The sequence below is a fragment of the Nocardioides sp. cx-169 genome (assembly GCF_021083605.1).
Classification (GTDB): domain Bacteria; phylum Actinomycetota; class Actinomycetes; order Propionibacteriales; family Nocardioidaceae; genus Nocardioides.
Map to the genome: position 1 here is coordinate 338673 of NZ_JAJNRO010000004.1, position 15610 is coordinate 354282.

At 72.8% G+C, this 15610-nt stretch carries 18 protein-coding genes; 12 read left to right on the forward strand and 6 right to left on the reverse strand.

Annotated features, from left to right (window positions below):
• Complete coding sequence (locus LRP67_RS07355; protein WP_231269528.1) at positions 1–834, forward strand: M14 family zinc carboxypeptidase; 834 nt, start codon at positions 1–3, stop codon at positions 832–834.
• On the opposite strand, the gene LRP67_RS07360 is transcribed toward LRP67_RS07355, so the two are convergent.
• Both LRP67_RS07360 and LRP67_RS21360 read right to left on the reverse strand, forming a co-directional pair.
• A complete protein-coding gene (locus LRP67_RS07360; protein WP_231270005.1) occupies positions 831–1634 on the reverse strand; it encodes an enoyl-CoA hydratase/isomerase family protein in 804 nt (267 codons plus the stop codon). The genes LRP67_RS07355 and LRP67_RS07360 overlap by 4 nt on opposite strands.
• 13 nt (positions 1635–1647) lie before the next feature.
• Positions 1648–2427, reverse strand: coding sequence for a PaaX family transcriptional regulator C-terminal domain-containing protein (locus tag LRP67_RS21360; RefSeq protein WP_269211208.1), 780 nt, complete (start codon positions 2425–2427; stop codon positions 1648–1650).
• Positions 2428–2547: 120 nt separating this feature from the next.
• On the opposite strand from LRP67_RS21360, the gene LRP67_RS07375 reads away from it, so the two are divergent.
• The 3 genes from LRP67_RS07375 to LRP67_RS07385 are packed head-to-tail and all read left to right on the forward strand — an operon-like array spanning position 2548 to position 4612.
• Complete coding sequence (locus tag LRP67_RS07375; RefSeq protein ID WP_136594384.1) at positions 2548–2715, forward strand: DUF3117 domain-containing protein; 168 nt, start codon at positions 2548–2550, stop codon at positions 2713–2715.
• A 35-nt stretch (positions 2716–2750) separates the two neighbouring features.
• Positions 2751–4277 carry a leucyl aminopeptidase gene (locus LRP67_RS07380; protein WP_231269529.1) on the forward strand — a complete coding sequence of 509 codons (1527 nt, stop codon included), beginning with the start codon at positions 2751–2753 and terminating at the stop codon, positions 4275–4277.
• Positions 4274–4612: a hypothetical protein gene (locus LRP67_RS07385; RefSeq protein WP_231269530.1), complete on the forward strand. Its 339-nt coding sequence runs from the start codon at positions 4274–4276 to the stop codon at positions 4610–4612. The genes LRP67_RS07380 and LRP67_RS07385 overlap by 4 nt, the downstream gene beginning before the upstream one ends.
• Before the next feature lie 139 nt (positions 4613–4751).
• Here the strand turns inward: LRP67_RS07385 and LRP67_RS07390 are convergent, their stop codons facing one another.
• Entirely contained in the window at positions 4752–5447 is a 696-nt protein-coding gene (locus tag LRP67_RS07390; protein ID WP_374107406.1) for an O-methyltransferase, read from the reverse strand.
• Between the two features lie 162 nt (positions 5448–5609).
• Between LRP67_RS07390 and sigE the strand changes: the two genes are divergently transcribed.
• From sigE to LRP67_RS07405, 3 genes are read left to right on the forward strand one after another with little or no spacing between them, the layout of a single operon-like run.
• The gene (sigE, locus tag LRP67_RS07395; RefSeq protein ID WP_231269531.1) at positions 5610–6203 is read left to right on the forward strand and encodes an RNA polymerase sigma factor SigE; all 594 of its coding nucleotides are present in this window, start codon (positions 5610–5612) and stop codon (positions 6201–6203) included.
• A complete protein-coding gene (locus tag LRP67_RS07400) occupies positions 6200–6646 on the forward strand; it encodes an anti-sigma factor (RefSeq protein ID WP_231269532.1) in 447 nt (148 codons plus the stop codon). The genes sigE and LRP67_RS07400 overlap by 4 nt, the downstream gene beginning before the upstream one ends.
• 33 nt (positions 6647–6679) lie before the next feature.
• On the forward strand, positions 6680–8011 hold the full coding sequence (locus LRP67_RS07405; RefSeq protein ID WP_231269533.1) for a S1C family serine protease: 1332 nt from the start codon (positions 6680–6682) through the stop codon (positions 8009–8011).
• Positions 8012–8014: 3 nt separating this feature from the next.
• On the opposite strand, the gene LRP67_RS07410 is transcribed toward LRP67_RS07405, so the two are convergent.
• Positions 8015–8251 carry a helix-turn-helix domain-containing protein gene (locus LRP67_RS07410; protein WP_231269534.1) on the reverse strand — a complete coding sequence of 79 codons (237 nt, stop codon included), beginning with the start codon at positions 8249–8251 and terminating at the stop codon, positions 8015–8017.
• 101 nt (positions 8252–8352) lie between these two features.
• Between LRP67_RS07410 and LRP67_RS07415 the strand changes: the two genes are divergently transcribed.
• Together LRP67_RS07415 and LRP67_RS07420 are read left to right on the forward strand one after the other, a co-directional pair.
• Entirely contained in the window at positions 8353–9030 is a 678-nt protein-coding gene (locus LRP67_RS07415; protein WP_231269535.1) for a hypothetical protein, read from the forward strand.
• On the forward strand, positions 9030–10205 hold the full coding sequence (locus LRP67_RS07420) for a hypothetical protein (RefSeq protein ID WP_231269536.1): 1176 nt from the start codon (positions 9030–9032) through the stop codon (positions 10203–10205). The genes LRP67_RS07415 and LRP67_RS07420 overlap by 1 nt, the downstream gene beginning before the upstream one ends.
• Positions 10206–10294: 89 nt before the next feature.
• On the opposite strand, the gene LRP67_RS07425 is transcribed toward LRP67_RS07420, so the two are convergent.
• Positions 10295–11623: a hypothetical protein gene (locus tag LRP67_RS07425; RefSeq protein WP_231269537.1), complete on the reverse strand. Its 1329-nt coding sequence runs from the start codon at positions 11621–11623 to the stop codon at positions 10295–10297.
• 10 nt (positions 11624–11633) lie between these two features.
• Positions 11634–11993: a hypothetical protein gene (locus LRP67_RS07430; protein ID WP_231244143.1), complete on the reverse strand. Its 360-nt coding sequence runs from the start codon at positions 11991–11993 to the stop codon at positions 11634–11636.
• Between the two features lie 128 nt (positions 11994–12121).
• On the opposite strand from LRP67_RS07430, the gene LRP67_RS07435 reads away from it, so the two are divergent.
• Genes LRP67_RS07435 through pruA form a run of 3 tightly spaced genes read left to right on the forward strand, consistent with a single transcriptional unit; the run spans position 12122 to position 15590 of the window.
• Positions 12122–13582, forward strand: a complete 1461-nt coding sequence (locus LRP67_RS07435; protein ID WP_231269538.1) for a wax ester/triacylglycerol synthase family O-acyltransferase — start codon at positions 12122–12124, stop codon at positions 13580–13582.
• Positions 13583–13584: 2 nt separating this feature from the next.
• A complete protein-coding gene (locus LRP67_RS07440) occupies positions 13585–13917 on the forward strand; it encodes a hypothetical protein (RefSeq protein WP_231269539.1) in 333 nt (110 codons plus the stop codon).
• Between the two features lie 44 nt (positions 13918–13961).
• Positions 13962–15590 (forward strand): L-glutamate gamma-semialdehyde dehydrogenase, encoded by a 1629-nt coding sequence (pruA, locus tag LRP67_RS07445; protein ID WP_231269540.1) that lies wholly within the window; start codon positions 13962–13964, stop codon positions 15588–15590.
• The last annotated feature ends 20 nt before the right edge of the window (positions 15591–15610 follow it).

Sequence of the window (15610 nt, forward strand, 5' to 3'; positions counted from 1 at the left end):
GTGAGCCGCCGTCTCGCCAGACTCCTTGCCAGCCTCGTCGCCGTCGTCGGCCTCACTGCCGGCCTCCTGACCGGGGTGTCGGCCACCTCGGCCACCTTCGCCGCGCCGGCCTCTTCGCCCGCTCCCGCCGCTGCCGTCGCGAAGGCGCGCCCGGCCGTGCTGGAGCGGCGGGTGATCGGCAGGTCGGTGCGCGGGCGCCCGATCGTCGCCTGGCACCTCGGCGAGCCCGACGCGCCCCGGGTGCAGACCGTCGTGCTGATCTCGACGATGCACGGCAACGAGCCGGCCACCCGTCGGATCCTGGAGTCCCTGCGTGACGGGGCTCCGGTGCACGGGGTCGACCTGTGGGTGCTGCCGACCTACAACCCCGACGGCCTGGCCCGGGGCACCCGCAAGAACGCCCGCGGGGTCGACCTCAACCGCAACTTCCCGCACGGCTGGGCCGACCTGGACGGCAACTACGAGTCCGGGCCGCGCCCACGCTCGGAGCCGGAGACCCGGGCGGTGATGCGCTTCCTGCGCGCCGTCCGGCCCGACCGGGTGCTCAGCTTCCACCAGCCGCTCAACGGCGTCGACACCGACACCAAGCTGCCCGGCTTCGCCCGCCGGGTCGCCCAGGCGCTGCACCTGCCGCGGCGCAGCCTCACCTGCGGCGGGGTCTGCCACGGCACGATGACCGGCTGGTTCAACCACGAGCTCCCCGGCGCCGCCCTCACGGTGGAGTACGGAGCCCGCCCGTCACGGCGCCGGATGACCACGATCGCCCCGGTGCAGGTGCTGTCGGTCTTCGAAGCGTTCCGCGGCCCTCGCAGCCTCGAGCCCGAGGGTCCCTAGCGCCCTTCGAAGAGCGGCTTCTGCTTCGCCACGAACGCCGCGACGGCGGCCTCGTGGTCGGCGGTGGCGCCGGTCTTCTGCATCATCGCGCTCTCGAACGCCACGGACTCCTCGAACGTGTGGCCAAAGGCGTAGGCGACCGAGCGCCGCATCGCCCCGAGCGCGACGGTCGGGCCGGCGGCGAGGCGCGTGGCGAGAGCGGTCACCTCGGCGGTGAGGTCGTCGGCCGGCACCACCCGGGTCGCGAGGCCCAGCTCGAGCGCCTCGTCGGCCTTGAGCGTGCGCGGGAAGTAGAGGAGCTCGATGGCCTTGGCCTGGCCGACCAGTCGCGGCAGGTGGTAGCTCGCGCCGGTGTCGCAGGACAGGGCGACGTTGGCGAACGCGAGGTTGAAGCCGGCCGTGTCCGCGACGATCCGCAGGTCGCAGGCCAGCGCCAGGCTGGCGCCGGCGCCGGCGGCGACCCCGTTGACCGCGGCGATGACGGGCTTGGCCATCCCGGCCAGCGCGGTGACGATCGGGTTGTAGTGGTCGTCGACGGTGCTGAACAGCTGCGTGCTGCCGCCGTTGTGGAGCAGCTGGATGTGCTCCTTGAGGTCCTGACCGGTGCAGAACGCGCGGCCGGTGCCGGTGAGGACGACGCAGCGGGCGGCCGGGTCCTCGGCGACGGTGCGCACGGTCTCGAGCAGCAGCACCTTGGTGGCGACGTCGAGGCTGTTCATCGCATCTGGTCGGTCGAGGCTGATGGTCGCGACGCCGTCGACCAGGTCGAGGCGCACCGGCGCGGACGTGGGAGTGGTCATGGGCGGCAGTCTGTCAGCCCAGGGCGAGGCAGCGGGCGGCGAACCGGTCGGCCGCCGGCCACAGCCGCTCGGCCTCGGCGGCGAAGACCTCGGCCGCCTCACGCCCCGGCCAGTCCGCCGGGAGCAGCTCGTCGGGCAGACCCGGGTCGGCGAAGAGGAACTTGCGCCACTCGTGGACCAGGTGGAAGCGCGCCGCGAACGCCGCCTCCTCCGCGTCCGCGTGGGACGCCAGGTGCCGGCGCACCAGCTCGGGTGTGACGGCCAGCCACTCGTCGTACGCCGCCCGGAGTGAGACCAGGTCCCAGGCGGAGGTAGGGGGCGGGTCCACGTCGAGCGCGCGGGCCGTGCGGGCGGTGGCCCCGCCGCGCTCGAGCACGGCCGACAGCTCGCGGCGGGCGTAGGGACTCATCCACACCTGCTCGCCGACCTCCGCGTAGCCGAGGAAGCTGAGGTCTGCCCGGAGCCGGGTGCGCGCTGGGCGCCCGGCCGGTGCCGCGACGACCACGAGATGCCAGGAGCCGTCCCACGGGTCCTGCCCTCGGCGGTAGACCCGGGCGGAGGCCTCGTCCAGGCGCCGGCTGGCCTGCTCCGTCGCGCGGTAGCCCCGACCGCCGTCGAGGATGATCGGCTCCAGCCAGCCCTGGGCGACCATGCGCGAGATGGCGGTGCGCACGGCTGGGGCGGCGATCCCCACCGGGTCGAGGAGGCGTACGAGGGCCGCGACGCGCGCCTGCCCGTCCCGGGTGCGCAGGTGGCTGCCGTAGAGGTCGAAGAGGGCCGACCGGGCATGCATGACGCGAGTCTGCCAGGGCTGTGGTCCCGATCACGCGCGGGATAGGGGATAATGGTCCCTGTGCAGCGAGCACGGGGGTCCCCTACTGCTCTTGGATCGGGAACAGGAACGAGGTGCCGCATGGCGGCAATGAAGCCGCGGACGGGTGACGGTCCGCTCGAGGTGACCAAGGAAGGACGCGGCATCGTCATGCGCGTCCCCCTCGAAGGCGGAGGCCGGCTCGTCGTCGAGCTCAACGCCGAGGAGGCCGGAGCCTTGGGCGAGGCCCTCAAGAACGTCGTCGGGTGACCGGCACGTCCCCAGCACTGTCTTTTCCCGCTCAGGTGTCGCCTCCGGAGTTCGCGCTCAGCGGGCTGCGGCCGCACGTGATCCTCGGGGTCGACGTCGTCGCCCTGCCGGTGCTCCCGGCCGACGACGAGGGGCCGCTCGCGACGGTGCTGCTCGGACCCGGCGCCGCCGAGTTGGGTGATGCGCTGGAGCTCGACCTGGTCGGGATCCTGGAGGCGAGCCGGGCCACCGGCGCGGCGGGCGAGGTCGTCACGGTCCCGGTGCCCCAGGGCGCCCCCGACAACAGCGGCCTGCGCCTCGTGCTCCTGGTCGGCGTGGGCCAGCAGCGCCCCGTCGACTTCCGGCGGGCCGGCGCGGCCCTGGCGCGCGCCGCCCACGACCGGGACGCCGTCGCGACCACCGTCGCGGCGCTCGACCCCGAGGCGGGGCTGGAGGCGTTCGTGGTCGGGCTGATGCTCGGCTCGTTCGCGTTCCACTGGCGCTCGACGCCGCCGGAGTCCCTCCCGGTGCCGCGCGTGGTCCTCGCGGACCTCGACGACAGCGCCGAGCAGCGCGCCACCCTGCGCCGGGCGCTCGCCGCCGGCGGCGCAGGATGGCGCTCGCGGACGCTCGCGTCGGTGCCCTCGAACCTGAAGAACCCCGAGTGGCTCGCCGACCAGGCGCGCGAGATCGCCGGCTCGGCCGGCCTGGACATCCGGGTCTGGGACGAGCGCGAGCTCGAGGCCGACGGCTTCGGGGGCATCGTGGGCGTGGGCAAGGCATCGGCCACCCCGCCGCGCCTGATCCGCCTGGACTACGCGCCCCGCAAGAGCAACCGCCGCACCCCGACCGTCGTCCTCGTGGGCAAGGGGATCACCTTCGACACCGGCGGGCTCTCGATCAAGCCGGGCGAGGCCATGGTCAACATGAAGCGCGACATGACCGGCGGCGCCGTCGTGCTGGCCACGCTGGCCGCGCTCGCCGACGTCGGCTGCCCCGTGCGGGTCGTCGGCCTGGTGGCGGCGGCGGAGAACGCCGTCTCCGGCAACGCCATGCGTCCCGGCGACGTCGTGCGCCACTACGGTGGCCGCACCAGCGAGGTCACCAACACCGACGCCGAGGGTCGCCTCGTGCTCGCCGATGCCCTTGCCTACGCCGTCGAGCAGGTGAAGCCCGACGCCATCGTCGACGTCGCGACCCTCACCGGAGCGATGAAGGTGGCGCTGGGACAGACGGTCGGCGGCTACTTCGCCAACGACGAGGCCCTCGCCGCCACGCTGGCCGAGGCCGGTGACCAGGCGGGGGAGCCGCTGTGGCGCTTCCCCCTGTACGCCGGCTACGAGGACAAGCTGTCCTCGACGGTGGCCGACGCCGACAACGCCCCCGGCGGGGCGGGCGCGATCACCGCCGCGCTGTTCCTGCAGCACTTCGTGGGCGACGTGCCGTGGGCCCACCTCGACATCGCCTCGGTCGGGGACGCCCCGGAGGACCGCCACGAGTGGACCAAGGGCCCCACCGGCTTCGGGGCGCGGGCCCTGTTGGCCTGGCTGGGCCGCGAGGAGCCGCTGGCGGGCGTGCGGTGAACGGGCTGACCGTCCGCTGGTCGCTGGCCGACGCCCCCGAGGGCACCGTCGCGAGCCTGCGCGACTACATCGCCGAGACCTCCCACGCCCGCTTCACCGGCATGTCCGGCCTGCGGTTCAAGACCTGGCGCCTGCGCGAGGGCGAGTGGTTCGAGGGTATCTATGTGTTCGCCTCCGACCAGGCGCGTGCGGACTTCCAGGAGAGCTTCGCCGCCACCGCCGAGCAGGCCCCCGGCTCGCAGATCATCGGCAGCGCGCCGGTGCTGGTCGAGGAGTGCGACATCGTCGCGATCGCCGAGGGCTGGGACGGCTTCTCGGCCACCGCGCGCGGCTGATCGCTTCGCTGCTCGACCGTCATCAGACCCAGTGACCTCGTGCCTCGGTCACTGGGTCTCGACACGCTCCGTCGCGGGTTCGTCCCTCACCCGCGGTCGCTGCTCGACCACCGTCAGAGGGAGTGACCTCGTTCCTCGGTCACTCCCTCTCGCCCAGCCACTCCTTCTTGGCGACGAGCAGGCCGTCGCCGACGGGGAGCAGGACCGAGACCAGGCCCTCGTGCTCGATGACGGCACGGCCGAGGTCGCGGATGGTGACGGTCTCCTCGTCGCGGTGCGCCGGGTCGGCCACGCGGTCGTGCCACAGGGCGTTGTCGAAGACCACGACGCCGCCGGGGCGGAGCAGACGCAGTGCCTCGGTGAGGTAGGCGGCGTACTCGGTCTTGTCGCCGTCGCAGAACACCAGGTCGTAGTGGCCGTCGGTGAGGCGGGGGAGCACGTCGAGCGCGGCGCCGGCGATGGTTCGCACGCGTTGGCTGGGGATCTTGGCCTCGGCGAAGGACTCGCGGGCCAGCCGCTGGTGCTCGGCCTCGATGTCGACGGTGGTGAGGATGCCGTCGGAGCGCATGCCGCGGATCAGCCACAGGCCGGAGACGCCGGTGCCGGTGCCGATCTCGACGACGGCGCGGGCGTCGATCGCAGAGGCCAGGAAGCGCAGCGCGGCCCCGCCGCCGGAGCCGATCGGCGTCACGCCGACCTCCTCGGCGCGCGACCGGGCGGCGGCGAGGACCTCGTCCTCAGGGACGAACGACTCGGCGTAGGTCCAGCTCGCGGGCTTGATCGGGGTGGGAATGACAGCCTCCTGGTGGGCGGGTCTCGGAGGGCCCCACCGTATCGCCACCACGCCGCGACATGGGGAACGCGCCAGGAGGTCGCTCCCGCGGGAACACGAGGCGGACGCGGATCGTTGCGGGAGGTGATGGCACTTCACAGGGAACGTTCAGGCAGGACGTCTAGCGTGCTGCCAGGAGCACGAGTGCCGACGCGAGGAGCGACCATGTCACAGGCGCCGCAGCAGACCGAGGGCGTCCCGACGTGGGACGAGATCGTCGAGCGTCACTCCGACCGCGTCTACCGCCTGGCCTACCGCCTCACCGGCAACCGCCACGATGCCGAGGACCTCACGCAGGAGGTCTTCGTGCGGGTCTTCCGATCGCTGTCGACCTACACGCCCGGGACCTTCGAGGGCTGGCTGCACCGGATCACCACCAACCTCTTCCTCGACGGCGCGCGCCGCAAGCAGCGGATCCGCTTCGACGCCCTGTCCGACGAGCGCGCGGACCGGCTGACCAGCGCCTCGCCCGCCCCGGACACGGCCTACGCCGACCAGACCTTCGACGACGACGTCGAGCGTGCGCTGGCGACCCTGCCTCCGGACTTCCGCGCCGCGGTGGTCCTGTGCGACGTCGAGGGCCTGGCCTACGAGGAGATCGCGGAGATCCTCGGCGCCAAGCTGGGCACGGTCCGTTCGCGTATCCACCGCGGCCGCGCGATGCTGCGTACAGCGCTCGCCCACCGCGCCCCGGGCGTGGGGCGGGAGCGCTACTCCGGCCCGGCCGCGGACCAGCCGGTCGCCTGGAGCGCTTCGTGATCGGTCACCTCGGCAACCGCGTCAGCGCCCTCCTCGACGGCCAGCTCTCCGCGGAGGAGACCGAGCGCGCCTGGGCACACGTCCACACCTGTCACACCTGCCGCGACCGGGTCGAGCACGAGGGCTGGGTCAAGACCCGGCTGGCCGGACTCTCGTTCGACTCCGGCTCCGCGCCGGACCACCTCAAGGGATCGTTGCTCGAGGCGGCGCCCGGGGGGCTGTGCTTCTCGTTCGGACATGGCGAGGACGTCCACCGCACGAGACGCAACCTCGGGATCGCCGCGATCGGCGGCGGAGCCGTCGGTGCGGCGGTGATGGGCGTGCTGGCCCTGGGGGCCGCCCCCGCCGACGCGCCGACCATCGACCGCCGTGCGCCGTCGATGCAGGTGACCACCCCGTCCCCGTCGCCGGTCGGCGGACAGCCGCGTCGCCCCCTGCCGTGACCCGGGTTTCGGGCGCCGGGGGATGATGAACACGTGAACGAGCCGGAGCAGCCCTCGAACTCGGTCGAGGGGTCCCAGGACGACGAGCTGACCCAGCCGCTGTCCCTCGGCCCCGCCGAGCCCTCCGCCCACGCCTCCTGGCAGCCTCCGCCGCCGCCTCCTGGCGGCACCGGGCGCGAGCCGTGGTTCCCGCCGCCCGGGACCCAGCCCCTGCCGGCGGAGCAGCCGGCACGGCACGCTGTCACCCAGGGGCGGGTCGGCGGCTGGGTCTGGCCGGTCGTGGCCGCCGTCGCGCTGGTCGTCGGCGTCATCGGCGGGGTGGCCGGAAGCGTCGGCTATGAGGCGCTCGACAACGACACCCCCGACATCCCTGGCGCCGTCGGCGGGGGCCTGGACGAGGTCGACACCGCCTCGCTGCCGCCGCTCTCGGCGGATCAGGAGGGCTCGATCGCCGCGGTGGCCGAGGCGGTGCTGCCGAGCACCGTCCAGATCATCGCCCAGCTCGACGAGGAGAAGGGCGGTGCCACCGGCTCGGGGTTCGTGCTGGACAAGCAGGGCCACATCATCACCAACAACCACGTCGTCGAGTCGGCCGCGGAGGAGGACGGCGAGATCGAGATCGTCGACCAGGACGGCAACCGCTATGACGCCACCGTGGTCGGGCGCAGCCCGGTCTACGACCTGGCAGTGCTGTACGCCGAGGACGCCAGCGGTCTGCCACCCGCCTCGCTGGGCCGCTCGAAGCGACTGCGCGTCGGCGAGGGTGTCGTCGCGATCGGCTCCCCCCTCGGTCTCAGCTCGACCGTCACCGCCGGCATCGTGAGCTCGCTCAACCGTCCGGTCACCACCGGCGAGTCCTCCGACGACTCCTCCTACATCAACGCGGTGCAGACCGACGCCGCGATCAACCCCGGAAACTCGGGTGGTCCGCTGGTCGACCTGCGCGGCCAGGTCGTGGGCGTCAACTCCGCCATCGCCACCAACGGCGGCGGGACGTTCAGCGGCCAGGCCGGCAACATCGGGGTCGGCTTCGCGATCCCGGTCGAGCAGGTGGCCATCACCGCCGACCAGATCCTCAAGACCGGCGAGTCCAGCTACCCCGTGATCGGCGCCAAGGTGCAGACCGGCCTCAGCGACGGCAGGGGCGCGACGATCGACGACGTCGTCGGTGACAGCCCCGCCGAGGACGCCGGCCTCGAGAAGGGCGACGTCATCACCTCGGTCGAGGGAGACCGGGTCACCGACGGGATCGCGCTGATCGTGGCCATCCGGACGCACCAGCCCGGCGAGACGATCCGGTTCACCTACCTGCGCGAGGGTGACGAGCGCACCGCCGAGGTCACGCTCGACGGCGAGACCGGCTGAGCCCTACTCCGGCGCCTCGGCCTCCAGGAACGGGTGCTTGGCCACGTAGTCCTCGGCCTGCTGGTACATCCGGGCGATGTAGTCCTCCAGCTTGCTGGACTCCACGCGCCACTGGCCACGCCCGCCGATCTTGATCGCGGGCAGGTCGCCGCGGCGGACCAGCGCGTAGACCTGGGCGCTGGAGGTGTTGAGCACCTCGGCCACATCGGCCAGCGTCAGGAAGCGGGGCGTGTCGGGCATGGGCCCATGGTCGCACCTCGTGCCCCAGCCGTGACACCTGACCGCCGTACCCCTGTGGAGGAGCGGGTGACCCGGGCCGCCGACGGAGGCATGATGTCCTCGTGTCCAGGAACCTCGGGAGCCCGGGCGCGGCGCCACCACCGCCCGCGGTGCGTGCGGCCACGCCCGGCTGGCGCGACCCGCGCCTGTGGATCGGCATCGCGATCGTCGCGGCCTCGGTCGTCGGGGGCGCGCGCCTGCTCGCAGCCGCCGACGACACCGTCTCCGTGTGGGGCGTCGCGGCCGACATGGGCGCCGGCGACCTGGTCACCGAGGACGACCTGGTCGCCCACCGGGTGCGCTTCGCCGACGACGCGCAGCTGGACCGCTACTTCACCAGCGACGACGCCCTGCCCGCCGACCTGGAGCTGCTGCGCGGCATCGGGGAGGGCGAGCTGCTGCCGCGGGCCGCGGTCGGCCCGGCCGAGCAGACCGACACTCTCCAGGTGCCGATCTCGGTCGCCGCGGAGCGGGTGCCGGCCTCGGTCGGCGCCGGCTCGGTCGTCGACGTCTTCATCGTCGCGCGCTCGACCGACCCGCAGGCGCCGGGCCCCGGCGGGCCGGGGGAGCCGGCCCTCCAGGCGGTGACGGTGGTCGCCGCACCCGGGCTCGACGACACCTTCGGCGCCAGTGGGGAGCGCCAGCTCGACCTCGCGGTGCCGGAGCGGGACGCGCAGGGATTCTTCGAGCTGCTCAACTCCTTCGACAGCCCGGTGCTCACCGTGGTGCGGCGCGGCTGATGATCGTCGTCCTGGTCGTCGCCTCCGGCGCCGCCTGGGAGTCTCCCGCGCTGACCCTGCTCGGCGGCCACCGCGACGTCGTCGTCCTCAAGCGCTGCGTGGACGTCGACGACCTGCTCGCGTCCGCCTCCGCCGGGCAGGCCGACGTGGCGGTGCTCGGACTGGACACCCCCGGCCTGGACGTGGCGGCGGTCGACCACCTGCGCCGCTACGACGTTCGCCCGGTCGCGGTGGTCCCTGCCGAGGCGTGGGAGGGCGGCCGGGTCCGGGCCTCGCGCATCGGCATCGCGACGCTGGTCCCCGACGACGGTCTCGACACGCTGCCCGACGCGGTCCTCGGCGCCGACGAGCCCACGCCACCGATGCTGCCCGAGCCGCACGACGCCGGCGCGCCTCCCGGCCCCGGCGGGCGGGTCCTGGCCGTCTGGGGGCCCGCCGGGGCCCCCGGCCGTACGACGGTCGCCGCCGGGCTGGCGGCGGAGCTGGCGCGCCGCAGGCGGCGCACGATCCTCGTGGACGCCGACCCCTACGGCGGCAGCGTCGCCCAGCAGCTCGGCATCCTCGACGAGGTGTCCGGCCTGCTCTCCGCGGCGCGCCTCGCCACCAGCGGGCTGCTCACCGAGCGTCTCGCCTCGGTGCAGCGCGCGGTCGGACCGCACCTGTCGGTGGTGACCGGTCTGCCCCGCGCGGACCGCTGGGTCGAGGTCCGCGCCGGCACCGTGGAGTCCCTGCTGGAGGTGGCCCGCGAGCGCGGCGACGTCGTGGTCGACACCGGCTTCAGCCTCGAGGACGAGCCCGGCCAGGACTACGGCACCCGGCCGGGTCGCAACCAGCTGACGCGCGGTGCGCTGGAGGCGGCCGACGAGGTGCTCGTCGTGGGGACCGCCGACCCGGTCGGGCTCTCGCGGCTGGCCCGGGCCCTGGTCGACGTACGCGAGCACACCGGCGGTGCGGCCGTGCGCGTCGTCGTCAACCGGATGCGTCCCAGCCTGGGCTGGTCGGAGAAGGACATCTCCGAGATGGTGGGCGGCTTCACCCGGCTCTCCGGGCTGCACTTCCTGCCGGACGACCGCAGCGCCGTCGACCGGGCGCTCGTCACCGGTCGCACGCTGGTCGAGTCGGGCGACTCGCCCCTGCTGCGGGCGGTCTCGTCGCTGGCCGATGCGATCGCCTAGGTCTCGACCCGCGGCCACGCCCTCGCAGGCTCGGGCGTGCGCTCGCTCGACCTTCGCGGGGTCTGACCCGACCTCGTTCCTCGGTCGGCTCAGCCCGCGAACAGCAGGTAGAGGCCGCCGACGGTGAAGGCGATCATGGCGAACAGCAGGGGCAGCTGGCCGGTGAGCTGGTGGCGGCGGGGGAGCAGCTTGATGGCGCGATCGTGCGCGGCGATGACGCCGAGGACGTGGCCGATGACGACGGCCAGCACCTTGATGTTGGCGAGCAGGGTGGGGTGGTAGGAGAGCCAGTAGTTCACCGACCAGTCGCCGGTGCCGAGAATGTCCGAGCCGTCGCCGAACGGGTCGCTGGCCTGGATGAGGGTGTTCTGCCCGGCGTGCACCAGGTAGCTCAGGTAGTGGGCCACGATGTAGCCGACGACGATCGGGACGACCGAGTGGGCGAACAGGGACGGCAGGGTACGGCGGTCGGTGCCGGGCGCGACGCCGGTGAGCATGCAGCCGGCGGCGAAGATCAGGCCGACGCCGACGCAGAAGGTCACGAGCGCCAGGTTGTTGAGCAGGTACGACGAGGTGTCGGTCGACTGGACGTAGCGCACCCAGACCGAGGACTCGCGGAAGGAGTCGAAGGCGGTGCTGCCGAACAGCACGGCCACGACGGCCACGAGACCGGGCTGCGCGCCGACCGTGGCCAGGTTGGCCAGCGGGCTGCGGACCAGGAGCCGACCGTCGCGGCTGCCCCAGACCGACATCTTGGAGACCAGCGTGGAGTAGACCTCGAACGGGTCGGCGCGCTCGTAGAAGGAGTTGCCGAACAGCGCACCGCCGATCAGCATGATCGCCACGTAGGCCGCGCACCACAGCCGCACCGGTCCCAGCTCGGTGCTGAACGGGTAGACCAGCTCCAGCCAGACGAACGCGAACAGGCCGAGGGCGGCGGGCCAGTAGCCCAGTCGCCGCGGGTACTCGAGCATGCCGACCTCGGGATCGCTGCCCGAGATCCTGGCGAAGGCGAGGTTGATGGTGCGGACCGGGCTGATCGCCCTCCACACCGGTCCGAACAGGAGCGAGAGCGGGACCAGCCCCACCCACCACCACACGTAGAAGATCCCGAAGAGCGGGTTGGTGAGCTGGTCCTCGCCGAGGACGGCGACCATGACCGCGTAGGCGAACACGACGAACCCGACCCCCCTGAGGCCGACCCGCCAGGGCAGTGAGTGCACCAGGCGGTCGAGCCACGGCCACGCCGGGCGTCCGCTGCTGCTCGACTCGTAGCGCGGGGTCCGCCAGGCGAGGGCCAGCACTGTGAAGGACACGACCAGGGCGGCGACGGCCCCGGCGATGGCCAGGGTGGGTGAGATCGGCAGGTCGGCGGATCCGCCGATGCCGTGGGCGAGCGGGTTGTCGGAGGCGGTCACGGCGTGGCGGTCAGCTGACCTCGAGCTGGACGATCACGACGTCGAGGTCGTGCGACTCGACCTCGACCACGCCCGGCCGGTCGATCGCGAGCTCGAAGGTGGTCTCGCCCGCGTCGTACGCGAACTCCTGCTCCGGGTCGGAGTGCACGTGGATCTCGCCGGGCTCGTCGGCGGTCACGACCAGGTCCACGGGCTGGTCCACGCCGACCTCCACGCGCTCGGCGTTGGGGGTCACGGTGTCGCCCTCGAAGGTGATCTCGATGGTCTCGGTCCCAGCCCCGTCGCCGTTCGAGGACTCGTCGTCGCCGCACGCGGTGACGGTGGCCAGGGTCGACACGAGCACGGCCATGCTCGCCAGGGTTCGGCGCATGGTGCGATTCCTTATCGTTGACGGAGGGGGTGGCGCGAGGGTGGCACACCTCTGCCAGAATCCCATGGGAGACAAGCGCGGATCAGCGGGGTCCACGTGGGATCCACCCACGGGGAGAGGAGCGCCACATGAGCGAGCGACTGCGGCCGCGAGACCTCGTGTTCCTGGCGGAGGAGACTCCTCAGACCCCGATGCACAACGCCACCATCGAGATCTTCGAGCCGGGTGACTCGGGCTTCGACCACGACCGGCTGCTCGAGCTGATCGAGGACCGCATCTCGTTCGTCCCCCGCTACCGGCAGCGGGTCCAGTCGGTCCCCGGGCGGCTGGCCAACCCGGTCTGGGTCGACGACGACCACTTCGACCTGGGCTACCACGTACGCCGCTCGGCCCTGCCGCGCCCGGGCACGATCGACCAGCTGCGCGACCTGGTGGCTCGCATCGTCTCGCGTCCCCTCGACCGCGCCCGACCGCTGTGGGAGGTCTACTTCGTCGAGGGGCTCGAGGAAGGGCGCATCGCCCTGCTGTCCAAGACCCACCAGGTCCTCGTCGACGGAGTGCACACCGTCGACCTGGGGCAGGTGCTGCTCGACGTCAGCGACACGCCCAAGCAGCTGGGCGGCGACGGCTGGACGCCGCGGCGGGGGCCGTCGCAGCTGGGGCTGATGACCGGTGCCGTCCGGGACTCGCTGGCCGAGCCCGACACCCTGGTCGACACCGTGCGAGGTCACTCCGGCGCGGCCATGCGCACGGCTTCGGCCACGGCTCAGCGCACCCGCGCGGTCGCCTACGCGCTCAGTGGGCGGCGCCCTCCCCGGGAGGCGCCCATCACCGGCCGGCTGTCCCAGCAGCGGCGCATCGTCACCCTGGACACTCCGCTGGAGGACTACCGCACCGTTCGCCAGGCCCACGGGGGCACGGTCAACGACGTCATCCTGGCCACCGTGGCCGGCGGGCTGCGCGCGTGGCTGATGACGCGGGCGGAGTCGCTCAAGGGGGTCCGCCAGATCCGCGCGGTGGTGCCGGTGTCGGTCATCGACTCCGAGCTCGAGGCCACCTCGCTCGGCAGCCAGATCGCGGCCCACTTCGTCGACCTGCCGGTCGGCGAGTCGAGCCCGCTCGTCCGGCTGCACCAGGTGAGCTACTCCTTCCAGGCGCACAAGGAGACCGGCCGCGGCGTGGCGGCCAACCGCCTGGCAGGGATCGCGGGCTTCGCGCCCACCACGTTCCACGCCATCGGCTCGCGCGTCGCGTCCGACGAGCGCCGCAGCTACCGGCTCAACGTCACCAACGTCCCGGGACCGCAGTCGCCCCTGTACGCCGCCGGCGCGCGCATGGTCAGCAGCTACCCCGTGCCGCCGCTGCTCACCGGGCACCCGCTGGCGATCGGCGTCACGTCGTACCACGGCCGGGTGTTCTACGGCCTCACCGCCGACCGGGTGCAGATTCCGGACGCCGACCTCCTCGGCACGTGCATCCAGGAGGCGCTCGACGAGCTGGTCGAGGTGTCGACCGGCTCCGGATCGCGGGCGCCGCGCGGGCGGCGGAAGAGTAGCCGCGCCGAGGCGAAGACGAAGAAGAAGGGCTGACGGTGCGCGTCTACGTGCCCGCCTCGCTGGAGCTGCTCGCGGAGTGGCTCTCGGCCGGCGAGGTCCCCTGGCCGGCCGAGCCGATCTCGCCCGCGGACGAGGACGAGGAGGCGGAGTACGCCGCCCTCATGACCGCCGCCGACGAGTCGGCCGAGCTGATCGGTGGTGCGGGGCGCCGGGTGGTCGTGGTCGCCGAGGTCGCCTCGGAGGGGCGGCCGATCCCCCTGCGACGGGTGGTGGCGGCGCACGCCGACGTCGAGGACTTCACCGACCCCGACGACGACCTGGCCTGGTTCGCCACCCAGGAGCTCCCGGAGCTGGTCGGCGGCGCCTGACGGCGGCTTCGACAACCCGACCGGCGGGTGACAACATCCGAAGCATGGACGCGATCTCCTTCCCGCCGACTCCGACCAACGAGCCCAACCTGACCTACGCCCCCGGCAGCACCGAGCGGGCCGAGTTGGTCGCGGAGCTGGAGCGGCAGGAGCGCCGTCAGGTCACGCTGCGCGCGCACGTCGGCGGCCGCAAGCGATCGGGCGGCGGTGCCGAGATCCAGGTCGTGCAGCCGCATGACCACCAACACGTCCTCGGGGTCATGAAGAACTCCACCCAGGCCGACGCCCAGGCGGCGGTGAAGGCGGCCGCGAAGGCCGCCCCCGACTGGGCCGCGATGAGCATGGACGATCGGTGCGCGGTGCTGCTGAAGGCCGCGGACCTGCTCGCCGGCCCGTGGCGCCAACGGATCAACGCCGCCACGATGCTGGGCCAGTCGAAGACGGCCTTCCAGGCCGAGATCGACTCGGCGTGCGAGCTGATCGACTTCTGGCGGTTCAACGTCCACTACGCCAAGCAGATCCTCACCGACCAGCCGATCGCCAACAGCCCGGGCATCTGGAACCGCACCGACCACCGCCCGCTCGAGGGGTTCGTCTATGCGATCACGCCGTTCAACTTCACCGCGATCGCGGGCAACCTGCCGACCGCGCCGGCGCTGATGGGCAACACGGTCATCTGGAAGCCCTCGCCGACCCAGCAGCTCGCCGCGTCCCTGACGATGGAGCTGCTCGAGGAGGCCGGCATGCCGCCGGGCGTGATCAACATGCTCCCCGGAGACGGCCTCGAGGTCTCGAAGGTCGCCCTCGCGCACCCCGACCTGGCCGGCATTCACTTCACCGGCTCGACCCCGACGTTCCAGGCGCTGTGGCGCACGGTGGGGGAGAACATCTCGGGCTACCGCGCCTACCCCCGCATCGTGGGCGAGACGGGCGGCAAGGACTTCATCGTCGCGCACCCCTCCGCCGACCCGGACGCGCTGCGGGTGGCGATGATCCGCGGTGCGTTCGAGTTCCAGGGGCAGAAGTGCTCCGCCGCCTCGCGTGCGTACGTCGCTCGGTCGGTGTGGAACAAGATGAAGGACGACCTCATCGCCGAGGTCGAGGCGATCTCGATGGGTGACGTCACCGATCTGTCGCACTTCATGGGCGCGGTCATCGACGACCGTGCGTTCGCCAAGCACAAGGCGGCGATCGCCCGGGCCACGCGCTCGCGGAGCCTGACTGTCCTCGCCGGCGGCCAGGTCGACGACTCGGTGGGCTACTTCGTCCGACCCACCGTCGTGGAGGGCGGCGACCCGACCGACGAGATGTTCTCGACCGAGTACTTCGGCCCGATCCTCGCGGTGCACGTCTACGAGGACGGCGACTTCGAGAAGGTCGTCGCCCAGATGGAGTCGTTCGCGCCGTACGCGCTCACCGGCGCGATCATCGCCCGCGACCGGGCCGCCGTCGCCTGGGCCACCGAGACCCTGCGCTTCGCCGCCGGCAACTTCTACGTCAACGACAAGCCCACCGGCGCCGTGGTCGGCCAGCAGCCCTTCGGCGGCGGCCGCGCCTCCGGCACCAACGACAAGGCCGGCGCCGCCCTCAACCTCCTGCGCTGGACCAGCCCGAGGTCGATCAAGGAGACCTTCGTGCCGCCCACGGACTACCGCTACCCGTACATGGGGTAGGGCACGCCGAGCCCGAGGAA